This is a genomic window from Streptomyces sp. NPDC028298 (assembly GCF_055565895.1).
The window spans coordinates 110,921-128,309 of the sequence record NZ_JBVHTL010000010.1 but is presented as its reverse complement, the minus strand read 5'-3'; the positions used below and the strand labels follow the sequence as shown (position 1 = coordinate 128,309).

The 17,389-nt window shown below is 70.7% G+C and carries 23 protein-coding genes; 12 read left to right on the top strand and 11 right to left on the bottom strand.

Features of this window, described 5'->3' with window-relative positions:
* Nucleotides 1–151 precede the first annotated feature (151 nt).
* Entirely contained in the window at nt 152–709 is a 558-nt protein-coding gene (gene frr / locus ACZ4TO_RS35245) for a ribosome recycling factor (protein WP_037625129.1), read from the top strand.
* The gene (locus tag ACZ4TO_RS35240) at nt 709–1,848 is read left to right on the top strand and encodes a phosphatidate cytidylyltransferase (RefSeq protein WP_382790751.1); all 1,140 of its coding nucleotides are present in this window, start codon (nt 709–711) and stop codon (nt 1,846–1,848) included. Before frr ends, ACZ4TO_RS35240 begins: the two co-directional genes overlap by 1 nt.
* A gap of 88 nt (nt 1,849–1,936) precedes the next feature.
* Here the strand turns inward: ACZ4TO_RS35240 and ACZ4TO_RS35235 are convergent, their stop codons facing one another.
* On the bottom strand, nt 1,937–2,314 hold the full coding sequence (locus ACZ4TO_RS35235; RefSeq protein ID WP_382790748.1) for a hypothetical protein: 378 nt from the start codon (nt 2,312–2,314) through the stop codon (nt 1,937–1,939).
* Nucleotides 2,311–2,661 (bottom strand): DUF6233 domain-containing protein, encoded by a 351-nt coding sequence (locus ACZ4TO_RS35230; protein ID WP_385049608.1) that lies wholly within the window; start codon nt 2,659–2,661, stop codon nt 2,311–2,313. Before ACZ4TO_RS35230 ends, ACZ4TO_RS35235 begins: the two co-directional genes overlap by 4 nt.
* Nucleotides 2,662–2,869: 208 nt before the next feature.
* Between ACZ4TO_RS35230 and ACZ4TO_RS35225 the strand changes: the two genes are divergently transcribed.
* A complete protein-coding gene (locus tag ACZ4TO_RS35225; protein ID WP_382790742.1) occupies nt 2,870–3,343 on the top strand; it encodes a carboxymuconolactone decarboxylase family protein in 474 nt (157 codons plus the stop codon).
* Between the two features lie 283 nt (nt 3,344–3,626).
* Nucleotides 3,627–3,947 (top strand): GYD domain-containing protein, encoded by a 321-nt coding sequence (locus ACZ4TO_RS35220; protein ID WP_382790740.1) that lies wholly within the window; start codon nt 3,627–3,629, stop codon nt 3,945–3,947.
* Nucleotides 3,948–4,001: 54 nt separating this feature from the next.
* Here ACZ4TO_RS35220 and ACZ4TO_RS35215 read toward each other — a convergent pair whose 3' ends face one another.
* Genes ACZ4TO_RS35215 through ACZ4TO_RS35200 form a run of 4 tightly spaced genes read right to left on the bottom strand, consistent with a single transcriptional unit; the run spans nt 4,002 to nt 6,165 of the window.
* A complete protein-coding gene (locus tag ACZ4TO_RS35215) occupies nt 4,002–4,508 on the bottom strand; it encodes a GNAT family N-acetyltransferase (protein WP_382790737.1) in 507 nt (168 codons plus the stop codon).
* Nucleotides 4,508–4,963 carry an arsenate reductase ArsC gene (locus tag ACZ4TO_RS35210; protein WP_468026336.1) on the bottom strand — a complete coding sequence of 152 codons (456 nt, stop codon included), beginning with the start codon at nt 4,961–4,963 and terminating at the stop codon, nt 4,508–4,510. The genes ACZ4TO_RS35215 and ACZ4TO_RS35210 overlap by 1 nt, the downstream gene beginning before the upstream one ends.
* 54 nt (nt 4,964–5,017) lie before the next feature.
* Complete coding sequence (locus ACZ4TO_RS35205; protein ID WP_468026335.1) at nt 5,018–5,788, bottom strand: aquaporin; 771 nt, start codon at nt 5,786–5,788, stop codon at nt 5,018–5,020.
* Nucleotides 5,785–6,165 (bottom strand): ArsR/SmtB family transcription factor, encoded by a 381-nt coding sequence (locus ACZ4TO_RS35200; RefSeq protein ID WP_385049596.1) that lies wholly within the window; start codon nt 6,163–6,165, stop codon nt 5,785–5,787. Before ACZ4TO_RS35200 ends, ACZ4TO_RS35205 begins: the two co-directional genes overlap by 4 nt.
* 78 nt (nt 6,166–6,243) lie before the next feature.
* On the opposite strand from ACZ4TO_RS35200, the gene ACZ4TO_RS35195 reads away from it, so the two are divergent.
* A complete protein-coding gene (locus ACZ4TO_RS35195; RefSeq protein WP_468026334.1) occupies nt 6,244–6,729 on the top strand; it encodes an ArsI/CadI family heavy metal resistance metalloenzyme in 486 nt (161 codons plus the stop codon).
* A 25-nt stretch (nt 6,730–6,754) separates the two neighbouring features.
* Here the strand turns inward: ACZ4TO_RS35195 and ACZ4TO_RS35190 are convergent, their stop codons facing one another.
* Nucleotides 6,755–7,045 carry a hypothetical protein gene (locus ACZ4TO_RS35190; RefSeq protein WP_468026333.1) on the bottom strand — a complete coding sequence of 97 codons (291 nt, stop codon included), beginning with the start codon at nt 7,043–7,045 and terminating at the stop codon, nt 6,755–6,757.
* Between the two features lie 250 nt (nt 7,046–7,295).
* On the opposite strand from ACZ4TO_RS35190, the gene ACZ4TO_RS35185 reads away from it, so the two are divergent.
* Together ACZ4TO_RS35185 and ACZ4TO_RS35180 are read left to right on the top strand one after the other, a co-directional pair.
* The gene (locus ACZ4TO_RS35185) at nt 7,296–7,487 is read left to right on the top strand and encodes a hypothetical protein (protein WP_468026332.1); all 192 of its coding nucleotides are present in this window, start codon (nt 7,296–7,298) and stop codon (nt 7,485–7,487) included.
* A gap of 39 nt (nt 7,488–7,526) precedes the next feature.
* Nucleotides 7,527–7,937 carry a hypothetical protein gene (locus ACZ4TO_RS35180; protein WP_468026331.1) on the top strand — a complete coding sequence of 137 codons (411 nt, stop codon included), beginning with the start codon at nt 7,527–7,529 and terminating at the stop codon, nt 7,935–7,937.
* 55 nt (nt 7,938–7,992) lie between these two features.
* Here the strand turns inward: ACZ4TO_RS35180 and ACZ4TO_RS35175 are convergent, their stop codons facing one another.
* Nucleotides 7,993–8,295, bottom strand: a complete 303-nt coding sequence (locus ACZ4TO_RS35175) for a hypothetical protein (RefSeq protein WP_468026330.1) — start codon at nt 8,293–8,295, stop codon at nt 7,993–7,995.
* Between the two features lie 211 nt (nt 8,296–8,506).
* On the opposite strand from ACZ4TO_RS35175, the gene ACZ4TO_RS35170 reads away from it, so the two are divergent.
* The 5 genes from ACZ4TO_RS35170 to ACZ4TO_RS35150 all read left to right on the top strand — a co-directional run bounded on the left by ACZ4TO_RS35170 (nt 8,507) and on the right by ACZ4TO_RS35150 (nt 14,533).
* Complete coding sequence (locus tag ACZ4TO_RS35170; protein ID WP_468026329.1) at nt 8,507–9,133, top strand: hypothetical protein; 627 nt, start codon at nt 8,507–8,509, stop codon at nt 9,131–9,133.
* A gap of 169 nt (nt 9,134–9,302) precedes the next feature.
* Nucleotides 9,303–10,409, top strand: coding sequence for a dual-specificity RNA methyltransferase RlmN (rlmN, locus tag ACZ4TO_RS35165; RefSeq protein ID WP_382790705.1), 1,107 nt, complete (start codon nt 9,303–9,305; stop codon nt 10,407–10,409).
* A gap of 276 nt (nt 10,410–10,685) precedes the next feature.
* Complete coding sequence (locus tag ACZ4TO_RS35160) at nt 10,686–11,783, top strand: thiamine ABC transporter substrate-binding protein (protein ID WP_468026328.1); 1,098 nt, start codon at nt 10,686–10,688, stop codon at nt 11,781–11,783.
* A complete protein-coding gene (locus ACZ4TO_RS35155; protein WP_468026327.1) occupies nt 11,759–13,510 on the top strand; it encodes an ABC transporter permease in 1,752 nt (583 codons plus the stop codon). The genes ACZ4TO_RS35160 and ACZ4TO_RS35155 overlap by 25 nt, the downstream gene beginning before the upstream one ends.
* Nucleotides 13,511–14,533 carry an ABC transporter ATP-binding protein gene (locus ACZ4TO_RS35150; RefSeq protein ID WP_468026326.1) on the top strand — a complete coding sequence of 341 codons (1,023 nt, stop codon included), beginning with the start codon at nt 13,511–13,513 and terminating at the stop codon, nt 14,531–14,533.
* 109 nt (nt 14,534–14,642) lie between these two features.
* On the opposite strand, the gene ACZ4TO_RS35145 is transcribed toward ACZ4TO_RS35150, so the two are convergent.
* The 3 genes from ACZ4TO_RS35145 to ACZ4TO_RS35135 all read right to left on the bottom strand — a co-directional run bounded on the left by ACZ4TO_RS35145 (nt 14,643) and on the right by ACZ4TO_RS35135 (nt 17,370).
* Complete coding sequence (locus ACZ4TO_RS35145; protein WP_382790691.1) at nt 14,643–15,302, bottom strand: LAETG motif-containing sortase-dependent surface protein; 660 nt, start codon at nt 15,300–15,302, stop codon at nt 14,643–14,645.
* Between the two features lie 186 nt (nt 15,303–15,488).
* Entirely contained in the window at nt 15,489–16,604 is a 1,116-nt protein-coding gene (locus tag ACZ4TO_RS35140; RefSeq protein ID WP_382790688.1) for an LOG family protein, read from the bottom strand.
* 358 nt (nt 16,605–16,962) lie between these two features.
* Nucleotides 16,963–17,370 carry a VOC family protein gene (locus ACZ4TO_RS35135; RefSeq protein WP_382790685.1) on the bottom strand — a complete coding sequence of 136 codons (408 nt, stop codon included), beginning with the start codon at nt 17,368–17,370 and terminating at the stop codon, nt 16,963–16,965.
* Nucleotides 17,371–17,389: the final 19 nt, after the last annotated feature.

Genomic DNA, 17,389 nt, shown 5'->3' with positions numbered 1-17,389 from the left:
GACGCCTTCCGGTCCGGGACGGACCCCGACCGGGGGATGGACAATGTCCTGCCGGTCCGGAACCGTGCAGGAACAAGACGCGACGCAGCCGGCCGCCGGGCTCCTACGAGGAACCGCTGCCGGGCCTACTCAAGACACGCAGGAGCAAGTGGTGATCGAAGAGACCCTCCTCGAGGCCGAGGAGAAGATGGAGAAGGCCGTCGTGGTCGCCAAGGAGGACTTCGCCGCGATCCGCACCGGTCGTGCGCACCCGGCGATGTTCAACAAGATCGTGGCCGACTACTACGGCGCGCTGACGCCGATCAACCAGCTGGCCTCGTTCTCCGTTCCGGAGCCGCGCATGGCCGTGGTGACCCCGTTCGACAAGAGCGCGCTGCGCAACATCGAGCAGGCGATCCGCGACTCCGACCTGGGCGTCAACCCCAGCAACGACGGCAACATCATCCGGGTGACGTTCCCCGAGCTGACCGAAGAGCGCCGCAAGGACTACATCAAGGTCGCGCGGACCAAGGGCGAGGACGCCAAGGTCTCGATCCGCGCCGTGCGCCGCAAGGCCAAGGACGCTCTCGACAAGCTCGTCAAGGACAAGGAGTCCGGCGAGGACGAGGTCCGCCGTGCGGAGAAGGAACTCGACGACACCACGGCGAAGTACGTCGCCCAGGTGGACGAGCTCCTGAAGCACAAGGAAGCGGAGCTGCTCGAGGTCTGATGAACGACTCTTCCTGGGGAGCGCCGCCACAAGCCGGGTACTGGGGGCCGTCCGAGCAGGGGCCTGCTCAGGGGGCGGCCCCGGCGGGTCCCACGTACGATGCGCATGACGCGCAGCACACTCGGCCCATGCCCACCGCGCCCGACGTACCCGCACATGGCGGAGACCAGGATGACGACAGGGGGGCCGCTCGGCTGAGCGGCCCCTCGGTCGGCAACGACACGCCACCGACGGCGCCTTACGGGGAGCCGTCGCACAACCCGCAGAGCCCGCAGGAGCCCATGCCCAGCACCACACCCGAGCCCGCCCCCGCACCTCAGAAGAAGAGTGCGGGACGCGACCTGGGCGCGGCCATAGGAGTGGGTGTCGGGCTCGGCGCGGTGATCGTCGCGTCGCTGTTCGTCGTCAAGGCCGTCTTCGTCGGCGTGATAGCGGTCGCCGTGGTGGTGGGCCTCTGGGAGCTCACGTCACGGCTGCAGGAACGCAAGGACATCAAGGCGCCCCTCGTGCCGCTCGCGCTGGGCGGGGCCGCCATGGTCGTCGCCGGGTACGTGCGCGGCGCCGAGGGTGCCTGGGTGGCCATGGCGCTCACCGCGCTGGCCGTCCTGGTCTGGCGGATGACGGAACCGCCCGAGGGCTACCTCAAGGACGTCACGGCGGGGGTCTTCGCGGCCTTCTACGTGCCGTTCCTGGCGACCTTCGTGGCCATGATGCTCACGGCCGACGACGGCCCGCGCCGCGTTCTCACGTTCCTGCTTCTGACGGTCGTCAGCGACACGGGGGCGTACGCCATCGGCTGGCGCTTCGGCAAGCACAAGCTGGCACCGCGGATCAGCCCCGGAAAGACCCGCGAGGGCCTGTTCGGAGCGGTCACCTTCGCGATGGCGGCGGGTGCGCTGTGCATGCAGTTCCTGATCGACGACGGCACCTGGTGGCAGGGTCTGGTCCTCGGCCTCGCGGTCGCGGCCAGCGCCACGCTCGGTGACCTCGGCGAGTCCATGATCAAGCGGGACCTGGGCATCAAGGACATGGGCACCCTGCTGCCGGGCCACGGCGGCATCATGGACCGGCTGGACTCCCTGCTCCCGACGGCTCCGGTCGTCTGGCTGCTGCTCGTGCTCTTCGTCGGATCCGGCTGATCGTTTTTCCGCACGCGTTTGCGACGCGTACGTGTCCACGGCGTACGCGTCCGCGACGGGCGCACATCGACGACACCACCCCTTCGGGTCATCCGATCACCTCACCGTGATCCCCGTGACCCGGAGGGGTGGTGTCGTATGTACGGGGTCCGCCGTCCTGCCAGTCCACCCACTGCGGATCGTCCAGGTAGTCCCACGCGTCCGGCAGGCCCGCGCGGCGCAGGAACTCGACCACGTCGGCGTCGCTGTGGGCGATGCCGGCGCTCCGCCCGCGGATCGTGACGCGCCGCCCGCCGGTGCCGGCGGGGCGGCCGACGGTGATGGGCGCGGGCGCCGGCGCCGGTGTGTGCTCGTCGTCCGGCCGCGCTCGGTCGTGGTCCGGCGCCGCTTGCCGGCCGTCCGGCTGCGCGTGGTCGTCGTCCTGCTGTGCGTGGTCGTCGTTCGGCTGTATGCGTTCGTGGTTCACAGGACACCCAGATCCGTGTCGGGGCGGCAGTACGGGCAGGCCGTGACGCCGTCTTCGGTGATCGCCCGGAGGGCCTGCTCGCGGGCGAGCGGCCTCGTGTTCTTCCCCGCCATGCCGCAGTCGCCGGTGTGGACGGCGTCAGGGGTCGCGCCGGTACCGCCACCGCCCGACCGTCGCATCGCGAGCTTCCAGCCGCGCGGCGGCGGAGGCGACGTACGGGCCGCACGCGTGGCGGCGACCTCCTGGCGCTCCAGCTCGGCGATGGTGTCGTCGGTGCGGCGCAGTTGCCAGAGCAGCCAGGCGCGGACGCTGCGCAGGTGCTGCAGGCGGGACACTTTTTCGGACACATATTCGATTCTAGGGCTTGGCGTGGAGTCGTGACAGCACCCCTCGCGTGCCCGCCCGCGCCCCGGCCCGAACCTGGTGGATTTCCCGCGGAAGGCGGCACCCCCTGCCGCGCCGCGAGGAGACGCAGGTCACATCCAGGTCGGTCACACCTTGCCGGGCCGCTCCGTCAATCAGGTGTAACCACGAGAAGCAACCTGAGGAGCGCACATGGAAGCCCGTCTGAACCTCTTCGCCAGCCCGGTGTCGGCCAAGTTCATGAAGCACATCGTCGCCGCGGGCAGGCCGCTGGCGGAGTCGACGCTCCCGCACGCGACGCAGGAACTGGTGAAGCTCCGTGCCAGCCAGATCAACGGCTGCGGGTTCTGCACCGACATGCACAGCAAGGACGCGGAGGCCGCGGGCGAGACCTCCGTACGCCTCAACCTGGTCGCGGCCTGGCGGGAGGCGACCGTGTTCACCGACGCCGAGCGCGCCGCCCTGGAGCTGACGGAGCAGGCCACGCGCATCGCCGACGCGGCCGGTGGCGTCTCGGACGAGTGCTGGGCGAACGCCGCCAAGTACTACGACGAGGAGCAGCTCGCGGCCCTGGTGTGCTGCGTGGCCCTCATCAACGCTTTCAACCGCGCCAACGTCATGATCCAGCAGCCGGCGGGCGACTACCGGCCCGGCCAGTTCGCGTAGTCGGGGGTGGGCGGGGCGGGTCCGGCGCTCACCGGGCCGGACTCGGATCGCCCGCCGGGCCGCCGGTGTTCCCGGGGTCGGCCCCGGACCGGTTCTCCCGGGATCGGCCGCCGGACCGGTGCTCCTGGGATCGGCCGCCGGCCGCCGGCCGGTGTTCGCGAGATCGCTCGCCGGACCGGTGTCGTACGAGTGAATCCTCCCGTTCTCCGACCGGCGGCCGGGGCGGCGGCGGGAAGGCCTTCCGCGTACCCGACACGTCACGTCACAGGCAGGGAGCACCCCGATGCCGAAGTTCCTCATCCAGGCCCGCTACACGCCCGAGGGGGCCAAGGGCGTTCTCAAGGAGGGCGCGAGCGGCCGCCGCGCCGCCGTCGAGCACGTCGTCGCCGGCCTCGGCGGGACCGTCGAGGCGATGTACTTCTCCTTCGGGGAGGACGACTTCGTGTGCGTCCTCGACTTCCCCGACACGGTCTCCATGGCCGCCGTCAGCCTGAGCGTCAAGGCCAGCGGAGCGCTGCAGACCCGGGCGACCCCGCTCCTCACCCTCGACGAGATCGACGAGGCCGCCCGCAGGGAGGTCGCGTTCCGGCCGCCGGGCGCGTAGCCGCCTCGGGCCCGGTCGTGTTCCGGCCGCGCGGGGAACTTGCGTGCCGGGCTGTCAGGAGACGAGGGGGCTGCGGCGTTCGATCAGGACGACGTCGCGCCAGGCGCCATGATGGCGGCCGATGCGTTCGCGGGTGCCGACGACCCGGAATCCCGCCGTGCGGTGCAGGGCGAGGCTGCCGGTGTTCTCGGGGAAGACGCCCGACTGGATGGTCCAGATGCCCGCGGTCTCGGTCGAGGTGATGAGGGCGCTCAGCAGGGCGCTCCCGATTCCCCGGCCGCGGGCGTCGGGACGTACGTATACGGAGTGCTCGACGACACCCGCGTACGCGCAGCGGTCCGAGACCGGCACCGCGGCGACCCAGCCCAGCACCTCGTCGGAGGCGCCCAGGGCGACGTATCGATGGTGCGGGAGCTTGGCCCTGTCGAACTCGGCCCATGACGGAGCCGTGGTCTCGAAGCTGGAGTCGCCCTCGTCGATGCCGTGTTGATAGATGGCCAGGACCTCGTCCGCGTGCTCGGCGGTCATCGTGGCGACGCGGACCCCGTCAGCGGTACTCATCACCGAGTCCCTGGGGCGATCTCCTCGATCAGGACGCGGACGCGCTTCTCGATCTCGTCGCGGATCGGGCGGACGGCCGCGACCCCCTGCCCGGCGGGGTCGGGGAGCTGCCAGTCGAGGTAGCGCTTGCCGGGGTAGACCGGGCAGGTGTCGCCGCAGCCCATCGTGATGACGACGTCAGAGGCCCGGACCGCCTCCGCGGTGAGGACCTTGGGCACCTCGGCCGAGATGTCGATGCCGCTCTCGGCCAGGGCCTCGACGACGGCGGGGTTCACGGTGTCGGCCGGAGCGGAACCGGCGGAGCGCACCTGGACGCGGTCGCCCGCCAGGTGGGTGAGGAAGGCGGCGGCCATCTGCGAGCGTCCGGCGTTGTGGACGCAGACGAAGAGCACGGAGGGCTGTTCGGCGGGGGTGTTGTCGTCGGCGGGGGTGTTCGCGTCGGCAGGGGTGTTCACGGCGGGGGCGCTTTCTGGCGAGGGCGGGTGAGGGGAGCGCGGGGGAGGGTCGGGTCAGGGGAGTGCGGGGGCGGCGGGTTCGGGTTCGCTCCGGAGGCCGTCCGGGTCGGACTCCGTGCCGGACTCTGGGGCGGCCTCCGGCGCGGGTGCCGGGCGTCCGAAGACGGTGGCGACCAGACCCAGTCCCAGTGCGGCGCCGACCAGTTGGGCCGCGACGAACGGGCCGACGGAGCCGGGGGCGATTCCGGCGAACGTGTCGGTGAAGGTCCGGCCGATGGTGACCGCGGGGTTCGCGAACGAGGTGGATGACGTGAACCAGTACGCGGCGCCGATGTACGAGGCCACGGCCACGGGTGCGTAGCGCTCCCGGCCGGTGCGGGCCAGGCCGAAGATCAGCAGGACGAGGCCGGCGGTCGCGACGGTCTCCGCCAGCCACAGGTGACCGGCGAAGCGGTCGTGGGTGGACCACCGTACGAGCGGTTCGCCGAACATCGCGTCGGCCAGGACCGCGCCCGCGACGGCCCCGGCGACCTGGGCCGGGATGTACGCGGCGACCTCGCGCCCGGTCGGTCCGTCCCCCGTGCGGCGGCCGGTGGCCCAGGTGGCGAGGGTGACGGCGGGGTTGAAGTGCGCGCCGGACACCGGGCCGAGGAGTGTGATCAGCACGCCCAGACCGAAGACGGTGGCCAGCGAGTTGGCGAGCAGTTGCACGCCCACGTCGTGGGTCAGTTCGGTGGCCTGGATGCCGGAGCCGACGACCACGGCGACCAGGGCGGCCGAGCCGACCGCCTCGGTGACGGCCCGGCGGGCCAGGGGGACGCTCACGCGGTCGCCTCGGCGGACTGCGACGTCTTCAGGAAGGCGGCGAGCCGGTCGAGGGTGGCGGGCAGTGCCCAGTAGTAGACCCACGTGCCCCGTCGCTCGCAGTCGATGAGGCCGGCCTGCCGCAGGAGCTTGAGGTGGTGCGAGATCGTCGGCTGGGACAGGTCGAAGGCTGGGGTCAGGTCGCAGACGCAGACCTCACCGCCGGCCCGCGACGCGATCATCGACAGCAGTCGCAGGCGTACGGGGTCGCCCAGCGCCTTGAACAGTTTGGCCAGCTCGGCCGCCTGGTCCTCGTCCAGCGGCGCGGTCACGAGGCCTGGGCAGCACGCCCCGCTCTCGTCGGCCTGCCCGAGGACCACAAGCTCTTGCTTCGACATGCGTCTATGTTGACACCCTTCGATACAGGGCGCAAGCTTGTATCGACAGACATCAATGCAAGCCGATGGGAGACCGCCATGTCCCGTGCCCAGCTCGCCCTGCGTGTCAGCGACCTCGAAGCGTCGATCACCTTCTACTCGAAGCTGTTCGGCACCGAACCCGCCAAGCGGCGTGATGGCTACGCCAACTTCGCCATCACCGAGCCGCCGCTCAAGCTCGTCCTGATCGAAGGCGGGCCCGGCGAGGAGACCCGGCTCGACCACCTCGGCGTCGAGGTCGAGTCCACCGACCAGGTCAGCGCCGCCACCACCCGGCTGAAGGACGCCGGCCTGGCCACCTTCGAGGAGAACGACACGTCCTGCTGCTACGCGCTCCAGGACAAGGTGTGGGTGCACGGCCCCGGCAAGGAGCCGTGGGAGGTGTACGTGGTCAAGGCCGACGCCGCCACGCTGGGCAAGAGCGCCGACCCGTCCCCGACCGGCGACGGCTGCTGCACCGGCGGGTTCGCCGAGGAAACCGAGGAAGCCGCCCCGGCAGCCGCCGGATGCGCCTGCGGCCAGTGAACGAACGGTGACCGTCCGGCCCCGGTCAGCGGCGCCGCGACTCGCGGTCGGCGAGGTCGAGCAATGTGAGGCCCAGCAGCCAGACGGTACAGCCGGATGCCTTCACGGCCAGGCCGAGGTGTGACGTGCCGGTCAAGGAATCGCTGACCAGATAGCCGATCAGTCCGACAGCCATGGTCAGTTGTGCCCAGCCGAACATGACCGGCCGGCGGACGCTGTCACGGACCCACGTCGGCAGCCAGCCCCCACCAAGGGTGGCGACTCCCCCGACGATCAGCACCGACGCGCCGACCATCTCGATGCACTGCCAGAACATGATCGGCCTCCACTTCGGCCGGATCCTGACACACTCCCCGCGGATTGCCCAGCCGGACGCCCGGAGCCCCTGCCTGGCCAAACGCCTGGAGCTCCTGCTCGGCCAGCGATGGACGTGCCCTCTCATGCCCGTTCGGTCGACCGCTCGCTGATCAGGAGGAGTTGGTGTGGAGCGCGGACGCCTGCGAGAGCTAGCATCTCGCTCCACACCCAGGGGAGGGAAGATCGTCATGGTCATGGGAGCCGCGGGGATGCCCGGCAGAGAGTGGATGGTCCGGGACGCCAAGGGCCGGAAGTACAGCTACGACTCGGAGGGCGAGGCGTTCGAGGAGCTTTCCGACCACGGGGAAGGCGCAACGGTGTGGACCCGCGAGGTCTATCGCGTGATGTTCGTGACGCGATCCACCGACGGCTGGCAGCAAGTGACCACGCCTCGAGCCTAGTTTCCGTCTGGCACATCATGACGTCGTAGGCTGCGGCGCATGCACAGCACGCTGACCGAGCACGCCCGGTGTCTCTACGGAGACGAGTACCGTCCGACACCGGCGTGCGGTCAGGAACATCGCGAGCACTACTTCGTCGAAGAGCTGACCTTCGCTGATGCGGACGCGATCCTCTCGATGCTGCGGGAGCTCTGTCCGCAGATCGTCGACGGTCATCTCCCGGTGTGGATCCGTAATCTCGCCTATCGCCTTCTGTTGTTGCAGAGGCCGGACGAGCCGGCTCTTCTGCGGGAGGCCGCGGAGAACTTGTGGCTGCACGGGCCTGATGGGGACGCCATCGCGGCGGAACTCGTGCGACGGGCCGAAGAGTTGGAAGCCGGCCGACGGAACAGCCATTCGGGTCTGGGGAATCCGCAGGTCATGCGCGCGGTCGCCCAACCTCGCTCCTGAACGGTGGGCCCATTCGTGCACCTGACCCGCATCGAGCAGGCCGCCGATGAGGCGGCTACCCCTGGACGGGAAGATCAGGATGGGTGGCCAGGAAGATCATGTAAGCGACCGCGGCTGCTGCCCCCAAGAGGGACAACACGCCGCCCACGACAGCTCGCGTCCTGTTCGCTCGCCCCGACTTTGACGCGCGGTACTCGACGAAGGCCCGCACCAGGCCGACGAGCGCCAGCGGCAGCGCGACGAAGCTGACCAGTATCCAGAACGGACAGCAGAACCAGAACGCCAAGGACGCCCCGCCGAACCAGACCGCAAGCTGCGCCTTCTCTTGCGTCTCGTCCGGGGTGCCGACAGAAATCATGGGCCGATCCAAGCAGAGCCCTTCGTGCCGTAGAGCAGCGAGGTACAGCCACCGTCGCGACCCGAGTCAGCCGTCAGCAGCCCCACGCGACTCGTGGCTGTTCCGGGTGAGGAGCATGCCCGGTCGCGGCCTGGCCGGATCGCTCCCTTGTGGGTCCTTCGTGTGCGTGTCACACAGTTCAGAGGCGGGGACCTGGGGGAGGGGGCACTGCATGTCGGTGTTGGGTGGCTATCCGGTAGGGCCGTCGGCCTGGGCCGTCGAGCGGTTTGGGAGGCGTGCCGGTGCCCTGGCCGCCGCGATCCCGGTGCGGCTGGCAGAGGCGCATGCGAAGGCTCATGCCGCGCACCTCGCCGCGGGACTGAAGAAGCGGAGTCCGTACGGTGTCGCCCTTGCGGGCCTGGTGCGCGAGAACCTGGCGGAGACGGCACGCGAGCTGGAGGAAGCCGTTCGCGATGTGCGCGGGTATGAGTATGCGGTGATCAGCGATCACGCTCTCTTCCCCTTCCGGTACGCGGACCGGCCGAGGCCCCTGGACCGTGCCCGGCTGCCTGCCAATGCGTCGCCGACTCGGCACCGGCTGTTACGGGCCCACGGGCCGCAGCCGCCGGAAGCCCTGTTCGATGTCGATGAGGACCTGGCGACCGAGGAGTACCTGGGGCTGCACGAGGCGTTCGAGGAGCTGGGAGCCTCCACCAGGTTGGTCTGCGTGTTCTTCACGGCCGACGCCGAAAACGGCATCCACGCCATCCACTGGGGAGACGCCCACCTCGAACCCGACCGCAGCTTCACCTGGCCGTACAGGGAACAGCTCCCTGTCGCTCCCGTGCAACTGGAGTGATGGGTGGTGGTGCCGCTGCCGGGGGATGGCCGGCCGGGGCCCGCCGAGTTTTGGGCCGTCTCCGGGCCGTCCCAGGTCGACCGACGCCGACGGACGGCACCCGCAGGTGACCGCCCCCACCCTGCTCTGGCCCGGGCCGGTGGTATTGATCTGCGACACTGGAAGGGTTATGCCGAAGCCCGGAGAACTCACCTTTGTCGCGCCGCGCGGAGCCAAGAAGCCGCCGCGGCACCTTGCCGATCTCACGCCCGCCGAGCGCAAAGAGGCGGTTGCCGCGATCGGTGAGAAGCCGTTTCGTGCCAAGCAGCTCTCGCAGCACTACTTCGCCCGGTACGCGCACGACCCCGCCGAGTGGACGGACATCCCGGCCGCCTCGCGCGGCAAGCTCCAGGAGGCGCTGCTTCCCGAGCTGATGTCGGTCGTGCGGCACCTGTCGACCGACCAGGACACCACCCGCAAGACCCTGTGGCGCCTCTTCGACGGCACGCTCGTCGAGTCCGTGCTCATGCGCTACCCGGACCGGGTGACCATGTGCATCAGCTCGCAGGCCGGCTGCGGGATGAACTGCCCGTTCTGCGCCACCGGACAGGCCGGCCTCGACCGGAACCTGTCGACCGGCGAGATCGTGCACCAGATCGTCGACGGGATGCGGGCGCTGCGTGACGGCGAGATCCCCGGGGGTCCGGCGCGGCTGAGCAACATCGTCTTCATGGGGATGGGCGAGCCGCTCGCCAACTACAAGCGGGTGGTCGGCGCGATCCGTGCCCTCACCGACCCGGAGCCGGACGGGCTGGGGCTGTCGCAGCGCGGCATCACCGTCTCGACGGTCGGCCTGGTTCCCGCGATCAACCGGTTCTCGGACGAGGGCTTCAAGTGCCGGCTCGCGATCTCCCTGCACGCCCCGGACGACGAACTGCGCGACACCCTCGTCCCCGTGAACACACGGTGGAAGGTGCGCGAGGTACTGGACGCCGGCTGGGGATACGCGGACCGGTCCGGGCGCCGTCTGTCCATCGAGTACGCGCTGATCCGCGACATCAACGACCAGGCCTGGCGGGGCGACCGGCTCGGCCGGATGCTCAAGGGCAAGCCCGTGCACGTCAACCTCATCCCGCTGAACCCGACCCCGGGCTCGAAGTGGACCGCGTCGCGGCCCGAGGACGAGAAGGCGTTCGTCGAGGCGATCGCCGCCCACGGCGTCACGGTCACCGTCCGGGACACCCGTGGCCAGGAGATCGACGGAGCGTGTGGTCAGCTCGCCGCGACCGAGCGGTAGTCTGAACCGAGTCGGTCCGTCTCGTCCGCTTCACGAGCCGAAGGCTCCACGAGTCGACGAGTCCGGCCCGGCACATCACCGTCCGACATCTTCATATTCCGACAGGGGAGCGCCACAGCGCTGAGAGTGCGGGACAGACCGCAGACCCTCTGAACCTTGCCCAGGTCATTCTGGGTAGGAAGTTCGGTCACTTACTCAAGCTGTTGCGCCCTGCCCGGGAACCGTCAGAGGTCCCGGGCAGGGCCGCGTCTCTTCCTGGTCACCCAGGAGGAATCAGTGATCACCAACACCAGCGGCGGCAGGCGGCTCGCGGTCACGGCCGTCGGGCTCGGTCTCGTCGCGCTGCCCGTGCTGTCCGCGTGCGGCTCGTCCGACAGCGCCGGCTCGGGCGACTCGAAGACGATCACGCTCGTCAGCCACGACTCGTGGCTCGTGTCGAAGAGCGTCCTGGCCGACTTCGAGAAGCGGTCCGGCTACAAGGTCCGCGTCCTCAAGGACGGCGACGCCGGCCAGGCCGTGAACAAGGCCATCCTGACCAAGGACAACCCCCAGGGCGACGTCTTCTTCGGCGTCGACAACACCCTGCTGTCCCGCGCGCTCGACAACGGGCTCTTCCAGCCGTACGAGGCCAAGGGCGCGGACCAGGTCCTGCCGCAGTACCGGACCGACCAGGACAAGCACCGGGTCACGCCCATCGACACGGGCGACATCTGCGTCAACTACGACAAGGCCTGGTTCAGCGACCACAAGCTGGCGCCGCCGCGGTCCTTCGACGACCTGGCCAAGCCCGCGTACAAGAACCTCCTGGTCACCGAGAACGCCGCCACCTCCTCGCCCGGCCTCGGCTTCCTGCTCGGGTCCGCCGCGCACTACGGCGACGAGAACTGGCAGGGCTACTGGAAGAAGCTCAAGGCCAACGGCGTGAAGGTCGTGGACGGCTGGGAGCAGGCGTACAACGAGGAGTTCTCGGGGTCCGCGGGCGGCAAGAAGGCCAAGGCCGACCGGCCCCTCGTCGTCTCGTACGCCTCCTCGCCGCCCGCCGAGGTCATCTACGGCGACCCGAAGCCCGCCACGGCCCCGACCGGCGTCGCGGACGGCACCTGCTTCCGGCAGGTCGAGTACGCGGGCCTGCTCAGCAACGCCAAGAACACCAAGGGCGGCAAGGCGCTCCTGGACTTCCTGCTCACCAAGGAGTTCCAGGAGGACATGCCGCTCAACATGTTCGTCTACCCGGTCCGTGAGGGCGCGCGGGTGCCGGCCGAGTTCACGCAGTACGGTCCGCAGGCCAAGGATCCCGAGATCCTGGCGCCCGCGAAGATCGCCGCCGACCGCGACCAGTGGGTCAAGTCGTGGACCTCGCTCGTACTGAAGTAGCCGCCGACGGGACGGTGAAGGCCGGCGGTCCCGAGAGGACCGCCGGACCGGCCGGGCCCGGCGGGCGGGACCGTGCCGACCGGGCTCCGCGCCGGGCCCGCGGACAGAACGCGGTGCGGTTCGCCCTGATGGCGCTGCCGGTCGCGTTCTTCGCGGTCTTCTTCGCCTATCCCGTCGCCGCGATCGTCTCGCGTGGGCTCCACGGGGACGGCGGCTGGCAACTGGGCCGCGTCTGGGACGTCGCGACCCGCTCCGACATCCGGCACGTGCTGTGGTTCACCACCTGGCAGGCGCTCGCCTCGACGGCGCTCACGCTGCTGGTCGCGCTCCCCGGCGCGTACGTCTTCGCGCGCTTCGACTTCCGCGGCAAACAGATCCTCCGGGCCGTGGTGACGGTGCCCTTCGTGCTGCCGACCGTGGTCGTCGGCACGGCGTTCCTCGCGCTGGTCGGCCGGGGCGGACTGCTCGACGACCTGTGGGGCGTACGCCTGGACACCACCGTGTGGGCGATCCTGCTCGCGCACGTCTTCTTCAACTACGCCGTGGTCGTACGGACCGTCGGCGGGCTCTGGTCGCAGCTCGACCCGCGCCAGGAGGAGGCCGCGCGCATGCTCGGCGCCTCGCGCCTGGCGGCCTGGCGCAAGGTGACGCTGCCGGCGCTCGGGCCCGCCGTGGCCGCCGCCGCCCTCATGGTCTTCCTCTTCACCTTCACCTCGTTCGGGGTCGTGCAGATCCTCGGCGGCCCGACCTTCTCGACCCTGGAGGTCGAGATCTACCGGCAGACCTCCGAGATCTTCGACCTCACGACGGCGGCCGTGCTGACGATCGTCCAGTTCGCCGCCGTCGGCGCGATCCTCGCCGTGCACGCGGCGACCGTACGCCGACGCGAGACCGCCCTGCGGCTGGTGGCCCCGGACACCACCGCGCGCCGGCCCCGCGGCGGCGGACAGTGGGCGCTCCTCGCGGGCGTGCTCGTGAGCATCGCGGTGCTGCTCGTGCTGCCGCTCGCGGTCCTCGTCCAGCGCTCCCTCGACGCCCCGGGACTCGGCTACTACCGGGCCCTGGCCGACGCCGACGGAGGCGTCTTCCTCGTCGCCCCGATCGAGGCGGTCGGCAACTCGCTCGAGTACGCGCTCGCCGCCACCGCCATCGCCGTGCTGATCGGGGGTCTCGCCGCGGCCGCCCTCACCCGCCGCGCCGGCCGGCTGATGCGGGGCTTCGACGCCCTGCTGATGCTGCCGCTCGGCGTCTCCGCGGTGACCGTGGGCTTCGGGTTCCTGATCGCCCTGGACGAACCGCCGCTCGACCTGCGCGCGAGCTGGATCCTGGTGCCGCTGGCCCAGGCGCTGGTCGGCGTCCCCTTCGTCGTACGGACCATGCTGCCCGTGCTGCGCGCGGTGGACGGGCGGCTGCGGGAGGCCGCCGCCGTCCTCGGGGCGTCGCCGTGGCGGGTGTGGCGCGAGGTCGATCTGCCGATGGTGCGGCGGGCCCTGCTGATCGCGGCCGGCTTCGCCTTCGCCGTCTCCCTCGGCGAGTTCGGCGCGACCGTCTTCATCGCACGCCCCGACAACCCCACGCTCCCGGTCGCCGTGGCCCGGCTGCTCGGACGCGCGGGCGACCTCAACTACGGCCAGGCCATGGCCCTTTCGACGATCCTGATGGTGGTCTGCGCGGTGGCGCTGCTGCTGTTGGAGCGGGTACGGACCGACCGGACCGGGGAGTTCTAGATGCTGCTGAGCCTTCAGGGCGCGACCGTACGCTTCGGCGGGCGGGCCGTGCTCGACGCCGTCCACCTCGACGTCGCCGAACACGAGATCGTCTGCGTGCTCGGGCCGAGCGGCAGCGGCAAGTCCACGCTGCTGCGGACGGTGGCCGGACTCCAGCCGCTGGACGCGGGCCGGGTGCTGCTGGACGGGCGGGACCAGGGGGGTGTCCCCGCGCACAAGCGGGGCGTCGGCCTGATGTTCCAGGACCACCAGCTCTTCCCGCAGCGGGACGTGGGCGGCAACGTGGCCTTCGGGCTGCGGATGCACGGCACGTCGAAGAACGGGCAGGCGGCCCGCGTGGGGGAGCTGCTCGACCTCGTCGGTCTGCCCGGAGCGCGTGACCGCGCCGTCGCCTCGCTGTCCGGCGGGGAGCAGCAGCGCGTGGCGCTGGCCCGCGCCTTGGCCCCGAGCCCCCGGCTGCTGATGCTCGACGAACCGCTCGGCCAGCTCGACCGCTCGCTGCGCGAACGGCTCGTCGTCGAACTGCGCCAGCTCTTCGGCGCGCTGGGCACCACCGTGCTCGCCGTCACGCACGACCAGGGCGAGGCCTTCGCGCTCGCGGACCGGGTCGTGGTGATGCGGGACGGGCGGATCGCCCAGTCCGGTACGCCCCTGGATGTCTGGCAGCGGCCCGCGGACGCCTTCGTGGCCCGCTTCCTCGGCTTCGACAACGTCGTCGAGGCGACGGTGGGCGCCGGCGTCGCCGACACCCCGTGGGGCAAGGTCCCCGTGCCCGAGGGCACCCCCCAGGGGCCCGGGACGCTCCTCGTACGGCCCGCCGGGGTGCGGCTCGTGGCCGCGGCGGACGGGCTGCGCTGCACGGTCGCCGCGCGCACCTTCCGGGGCACGCACGTCGCCGTACGGCTGCGGCCGGAGGGCGCGCCCGAGCTGGAGGCGGCGTGCGCGCTGCGGGACGCTCCGGAGTCCGGGGACGTGGTCGGGGTGGAGTTCGACGCGGGCGAGATCGTCGTCCTCGGGGCGTGACCCCGGGGAAAGGACCGGCGCGGCACGCCGGTCGAGCGCGGTGTCCGGACAGGCGTGTGGCCCGCCCCCTCGAAACGGGGGCGGGCCACACGGTCGTTCGGGAAGCGGGTCAGCTCGCCTTCGAGGCGCCGCGGCGGCGCATGCCGAAGTAGACCGCTCCGCCACCGACGACGACGAACGCGCCGGCGATACCGGCGATCATCGGGGTGTTGGAGTTCGCACCGGTCTCGGCGAGGTTGGACTCACCGGCGGCGGCGGACGGCTGGTTGTCGCCCGGGGTGGCCGGAGCGGCGCTGCTCTCCGAGTCGGACGGGGTGGCCGAGTCCGAAGGGGTGTCCGACGGGGCGGACTCCGAGGGCTCGGGGCTCGCCGACGGGGACGGCGACTCCGACTTGGTGCTGCAGGCCTCGTCCTTCGTCACCAGGTTCGGCGAGATGTCCTTGTCCACGATGCCCGGGACACTGACGTGGATGCGGTACTCGGCCTTGGGCGCCCAGTCCTCCGAGAAGGAGACGGTGGCGCCGTCCTTGCTGCCGGTGACCTTCTGGGCGTCTCCGACCTGGTGGTCGTCGGCGCCGTTGCGCTCCAGGAAGACCGTGATGGTGGCTTCCTTGGCGGAGGAGTCGACGTCGGTCACGGTGATGATGCCCTTCCCGTTGCCGTCACAAGTGGCGGCAGCCGAGAAGTCCTTGATGTTGCAGGCGAGTGCGTTGCCGGCGACGCCGAGCGCGAGCGCGGCAGAGGCGGAGGCAACGCCGAGGATTCGCACGGTACGTGCGGTGCGTCGAGATATGGACACGATTGCCCTTCACAGGTTGCGCAACTGCGGGGGGTGTGGGGGGATTTGCTGCGGTCTTTCCAGCAACAGCGCCCCCAGGAGTCTCACAGGTCTATAAGCGCGACCTAAGTGCTGTCAATGCGTAGGTCCTGCCTCGCTGTTGGCTTTGCCGAGTTGTTAACGTCCCAAGTGTTTGAGCGCTTCCGGAGCGTCATCGACGCCGTCGACGAGGGCGATCCGTGACTCCATCGCCCGTTCCCTGGCCAGCGACGTGAGCAGGTCCCAGGCGGGGTACTTCTCGGTCCAGTGCGTCCGGTCCACCAGGACCATGGGGGTCGGCTCGCCCCTGGACCCGTAGAAGTTCGGGGTCGCGTTGTCGAAGATCTCCTGTACGGTCCCGGCGGCGCCCGGCAGGAAGACGACCCCCGCGTTCGAGCGGGCCAGCAGCCCGTCCTCACGGGTCGCGTTGGCGAAGTACTTGGCGATGTGCGCGGCGAACGCGTTCGGCGGTTCGTGGCCGTAGAACCAGGTGGGGATGCCGACCGAGGCGCCGCCGGAGGGCCAGCGCTCGCGCACCTCGAACGCCGCGCGCGCCCAGTCGGTGACGGAGGGGGTGAACGACGGGACGGCCGCCACCATGCGCAGGGCCTCGTCGAGCATGCCGTCGTCGAACGGGGCCGCGTACGCGCCGAGGTTCGCCGCCTCCATGGCGCCGGGTCCGCCGCCGGTGGCGACCATGAGGCCGGAGCGCGTGAGGGTGCGGCCGAGGCGTGCGGCTCCCGCGTACGCCTCCGTGCCGCGCGCCATCGCGTGGCCGCCCATCACGCCCACGACCCGTACGCCGGTGAGGAGTTCGTCGAGGGCGTCCGAGACGGAGTCGTCGTGGACCGCGCGCACCATCGACGCGAATATGTCGCCGTCGGCCTTGGTCTTCTGGAACCAGGCGTACGCGCGGGCGTCGGGTGTCGACTCGTACCCCGCGTCGAGCGACGCGAAGAGTTCGTCGGGCGAGTAGAGGTGACCCCGGTAGGGGTCGAGGGGGAGGCCCGGTACGGGCGGGAAGACGAGCGCGCCGGAGAGGCGGACCCGCTCGGCGGCCTCGGGCTCCATCGGGCAGCCGAGGAAGACGGCGCCCGTGGTGTCCACGGACAGGAGGTCCGCCGTACGGGCCGTCAGATCGACCGCCTGGACGCGGAATCCGGCGAGCGAGGCGTCCGTCGAGACGACCTTGTCGAACTCGGCGAGGGATTCGATCTCGCGGTCGGGGGAGACGTGCGGGGGAGGTGGCAGCATCCCGCCCATGCTAGGGGCTGCCGCCCGAGGGACACCGGGGTTCCGGGCCACCCGTTGCCTACCTGGGGCTTCGCCCCGGACCCCCTTTCCCTGCCTGGGGCTTCGCCCCGGATCCCGCTCCCTAACTGGGCTCCGCCCCGGACCCTGTTCCACCCCCTGGGGCTCCGCCCCAGACCCCGCTCCTCAAACGCCGGAGGGGCTGAATCTTCTCCGGAGCGTCTGAGATTCCCCGGCCGGAGTGCCTGGATTTGACCCCGCGGGGCCGAGGTGCTGAGAGCTGGACCTTTCCCGGCGGGGGCGTCCCCAAGGTCCGGCGCGCGGACCCCTGTACCGCGCGCCGGGCCTTGGGGAGGGAGGGTCAGCCTTGGACCGCTGCCGGGTCCATCCACATGACCTCCCAGGTGTGGCCGTCCAGGTCGTCGAAGGCGCGGCCGTACATGAAGCCCTGGTCCTGTGCCTCGCCGGACCCCGAGCCGCCCGCCGCGATGGCGCCGTCGACCAGTTCGTCGACCTTCTCGCGGCTCTCGGCGCTCAGACACAGCAGCACCTCGCTGGTCCTGGTCGCGTCCGCGATCTCCTTCTTGGTGAAGTCCGCGTAGCGCTGCTTGCTCAGGAGCATCGCGATGATCGTGTCGCTGATCACCACGCAGGCGCAGTCGTCCGTGGAGAACTGGGGGTTGATCGAGTAGCCGAGCTCCGTGAAGAACTTCCTGGATGCGGCCACGTCGGACACGGGCAGGTTCACGAAGATCATCTGCTGGTACATGCGAGGTTCTCCCGTCGGT

Excerpts from the sequence above, each read along its gene's own strand:
- ACZ4TO_RS35195 (WP_468026334.1), top strand. The coding sequence starts at position 6,244 with ATGTCCCGTGCCCAGCTCGCCCTGCGTGTCAGCGACCTCGAAGCGTCG.
- ACZ4TO_RS35140 (WP_382790688.1), bottom strand. The coding sequence starts at position 16,604 with ATGCTGCCACCTCCCCCGCACGTCTCCCCCGACCGCGAGATCGAATCC.
- ACZ4TO_RS35180 (WP_468026331.1), top strand. The coding sequence starts at position 7,527 with ATGCACAGCACGCTGACCGAGCACGCCCGGTGTCTCTACGGAGACGAG.
- ACZ4TO_RS35225 (WP_382790742.1), top strand. The coding sequence starts at position 2,870 with ATGGAAGCCCGTCTGAACCTCTTCGCCAGCCCGGTGTCGGCCAAGTTC.
- ACZ4TO_RS35240 (WP_382790751.1), top strand. The coding sequence starts at position 709 with ATGAACGACTCTTCCTGGGGAGCGCCGCCACAAGCCGGGTACTGGGGG.
- ACZ4TO_RS35170 (WP_468026329.1), top strand. The coding sequence starts at position 8,507 with ATGTCGGTGTTGGGTGGCTATCCGGTAGGGCCGTCGGCCTGGGCCGTC.
- rlmN (WP_382790705.1), top strand. The coding sequence starts at position 9,303 with ATGCCGAAGCCCGGAGAACTCACCTTTGTCGCGCCGCGCGGAGCCAAG.
- ACZ4TO_RS35135 (WP_382790685.1), bottom strand. The coding sequence starts at position 17,370 with ATGTACCAGCAGATGATCTTCGTGAACCTGCCCGTGTCCGACGTGGCC.
- ACZ4TO_RS35150 (WP_468026326.1), top strand. The coding sequence starts at position 13,511 with ATGCTGCTGAGCCTTCAGGGCGCGACCGTACGCTTCGGCGGGCGGGCC.
- ACZ4TO_RS35185 (WP_468026332.1), top strand. The coding sequence starts at position 7,296 with ATGCCCGGCAGAGAGTGGATGGTCCGGGACGCCAAGGGCCGGAAGTAC.
- ACZ4TO_RS35200 (WP_385049596.1), bottom strand. The coding sequence starts at position 6,165 with ATGTCGAAGCAAGAGCTTGTGGTCCTCGGGCAGGCCGACGAGAGCGGG.
- ACZ4TO_RS35175 (WP_468026330.1), bottom strand. The coding sequence starts at position 8,295 with ATGATTTCTGTCGGCACCCCGGACGAGACGCAAGAGAAGGCGCAGCTT.
- ACZ4TO_RS35190 (WP_468026333.1), bottom strand. The coding sequence starts at position 7,045 with ATGTTCTGGCAGTGCATCGAGATGGTCGGCGCGTCGGTGCTGATCGTC.
- ACZ4TO_RS35215 (WP_382790737.1), bottom strand. The coding sequence starts at position 4,508 with ATGAGTACCGCTGACGGGGTCCGCGTCGCCACGATGACCGCCGAGCAC.
- ACZ4TO_RS35220 (WP_382790740.1), top strand. The coding sequence starts at position 3,627 with ATGCCGAAGTTCCTCATCCAGGCCCGCTACACGCCCGAGGGGGCCAAG.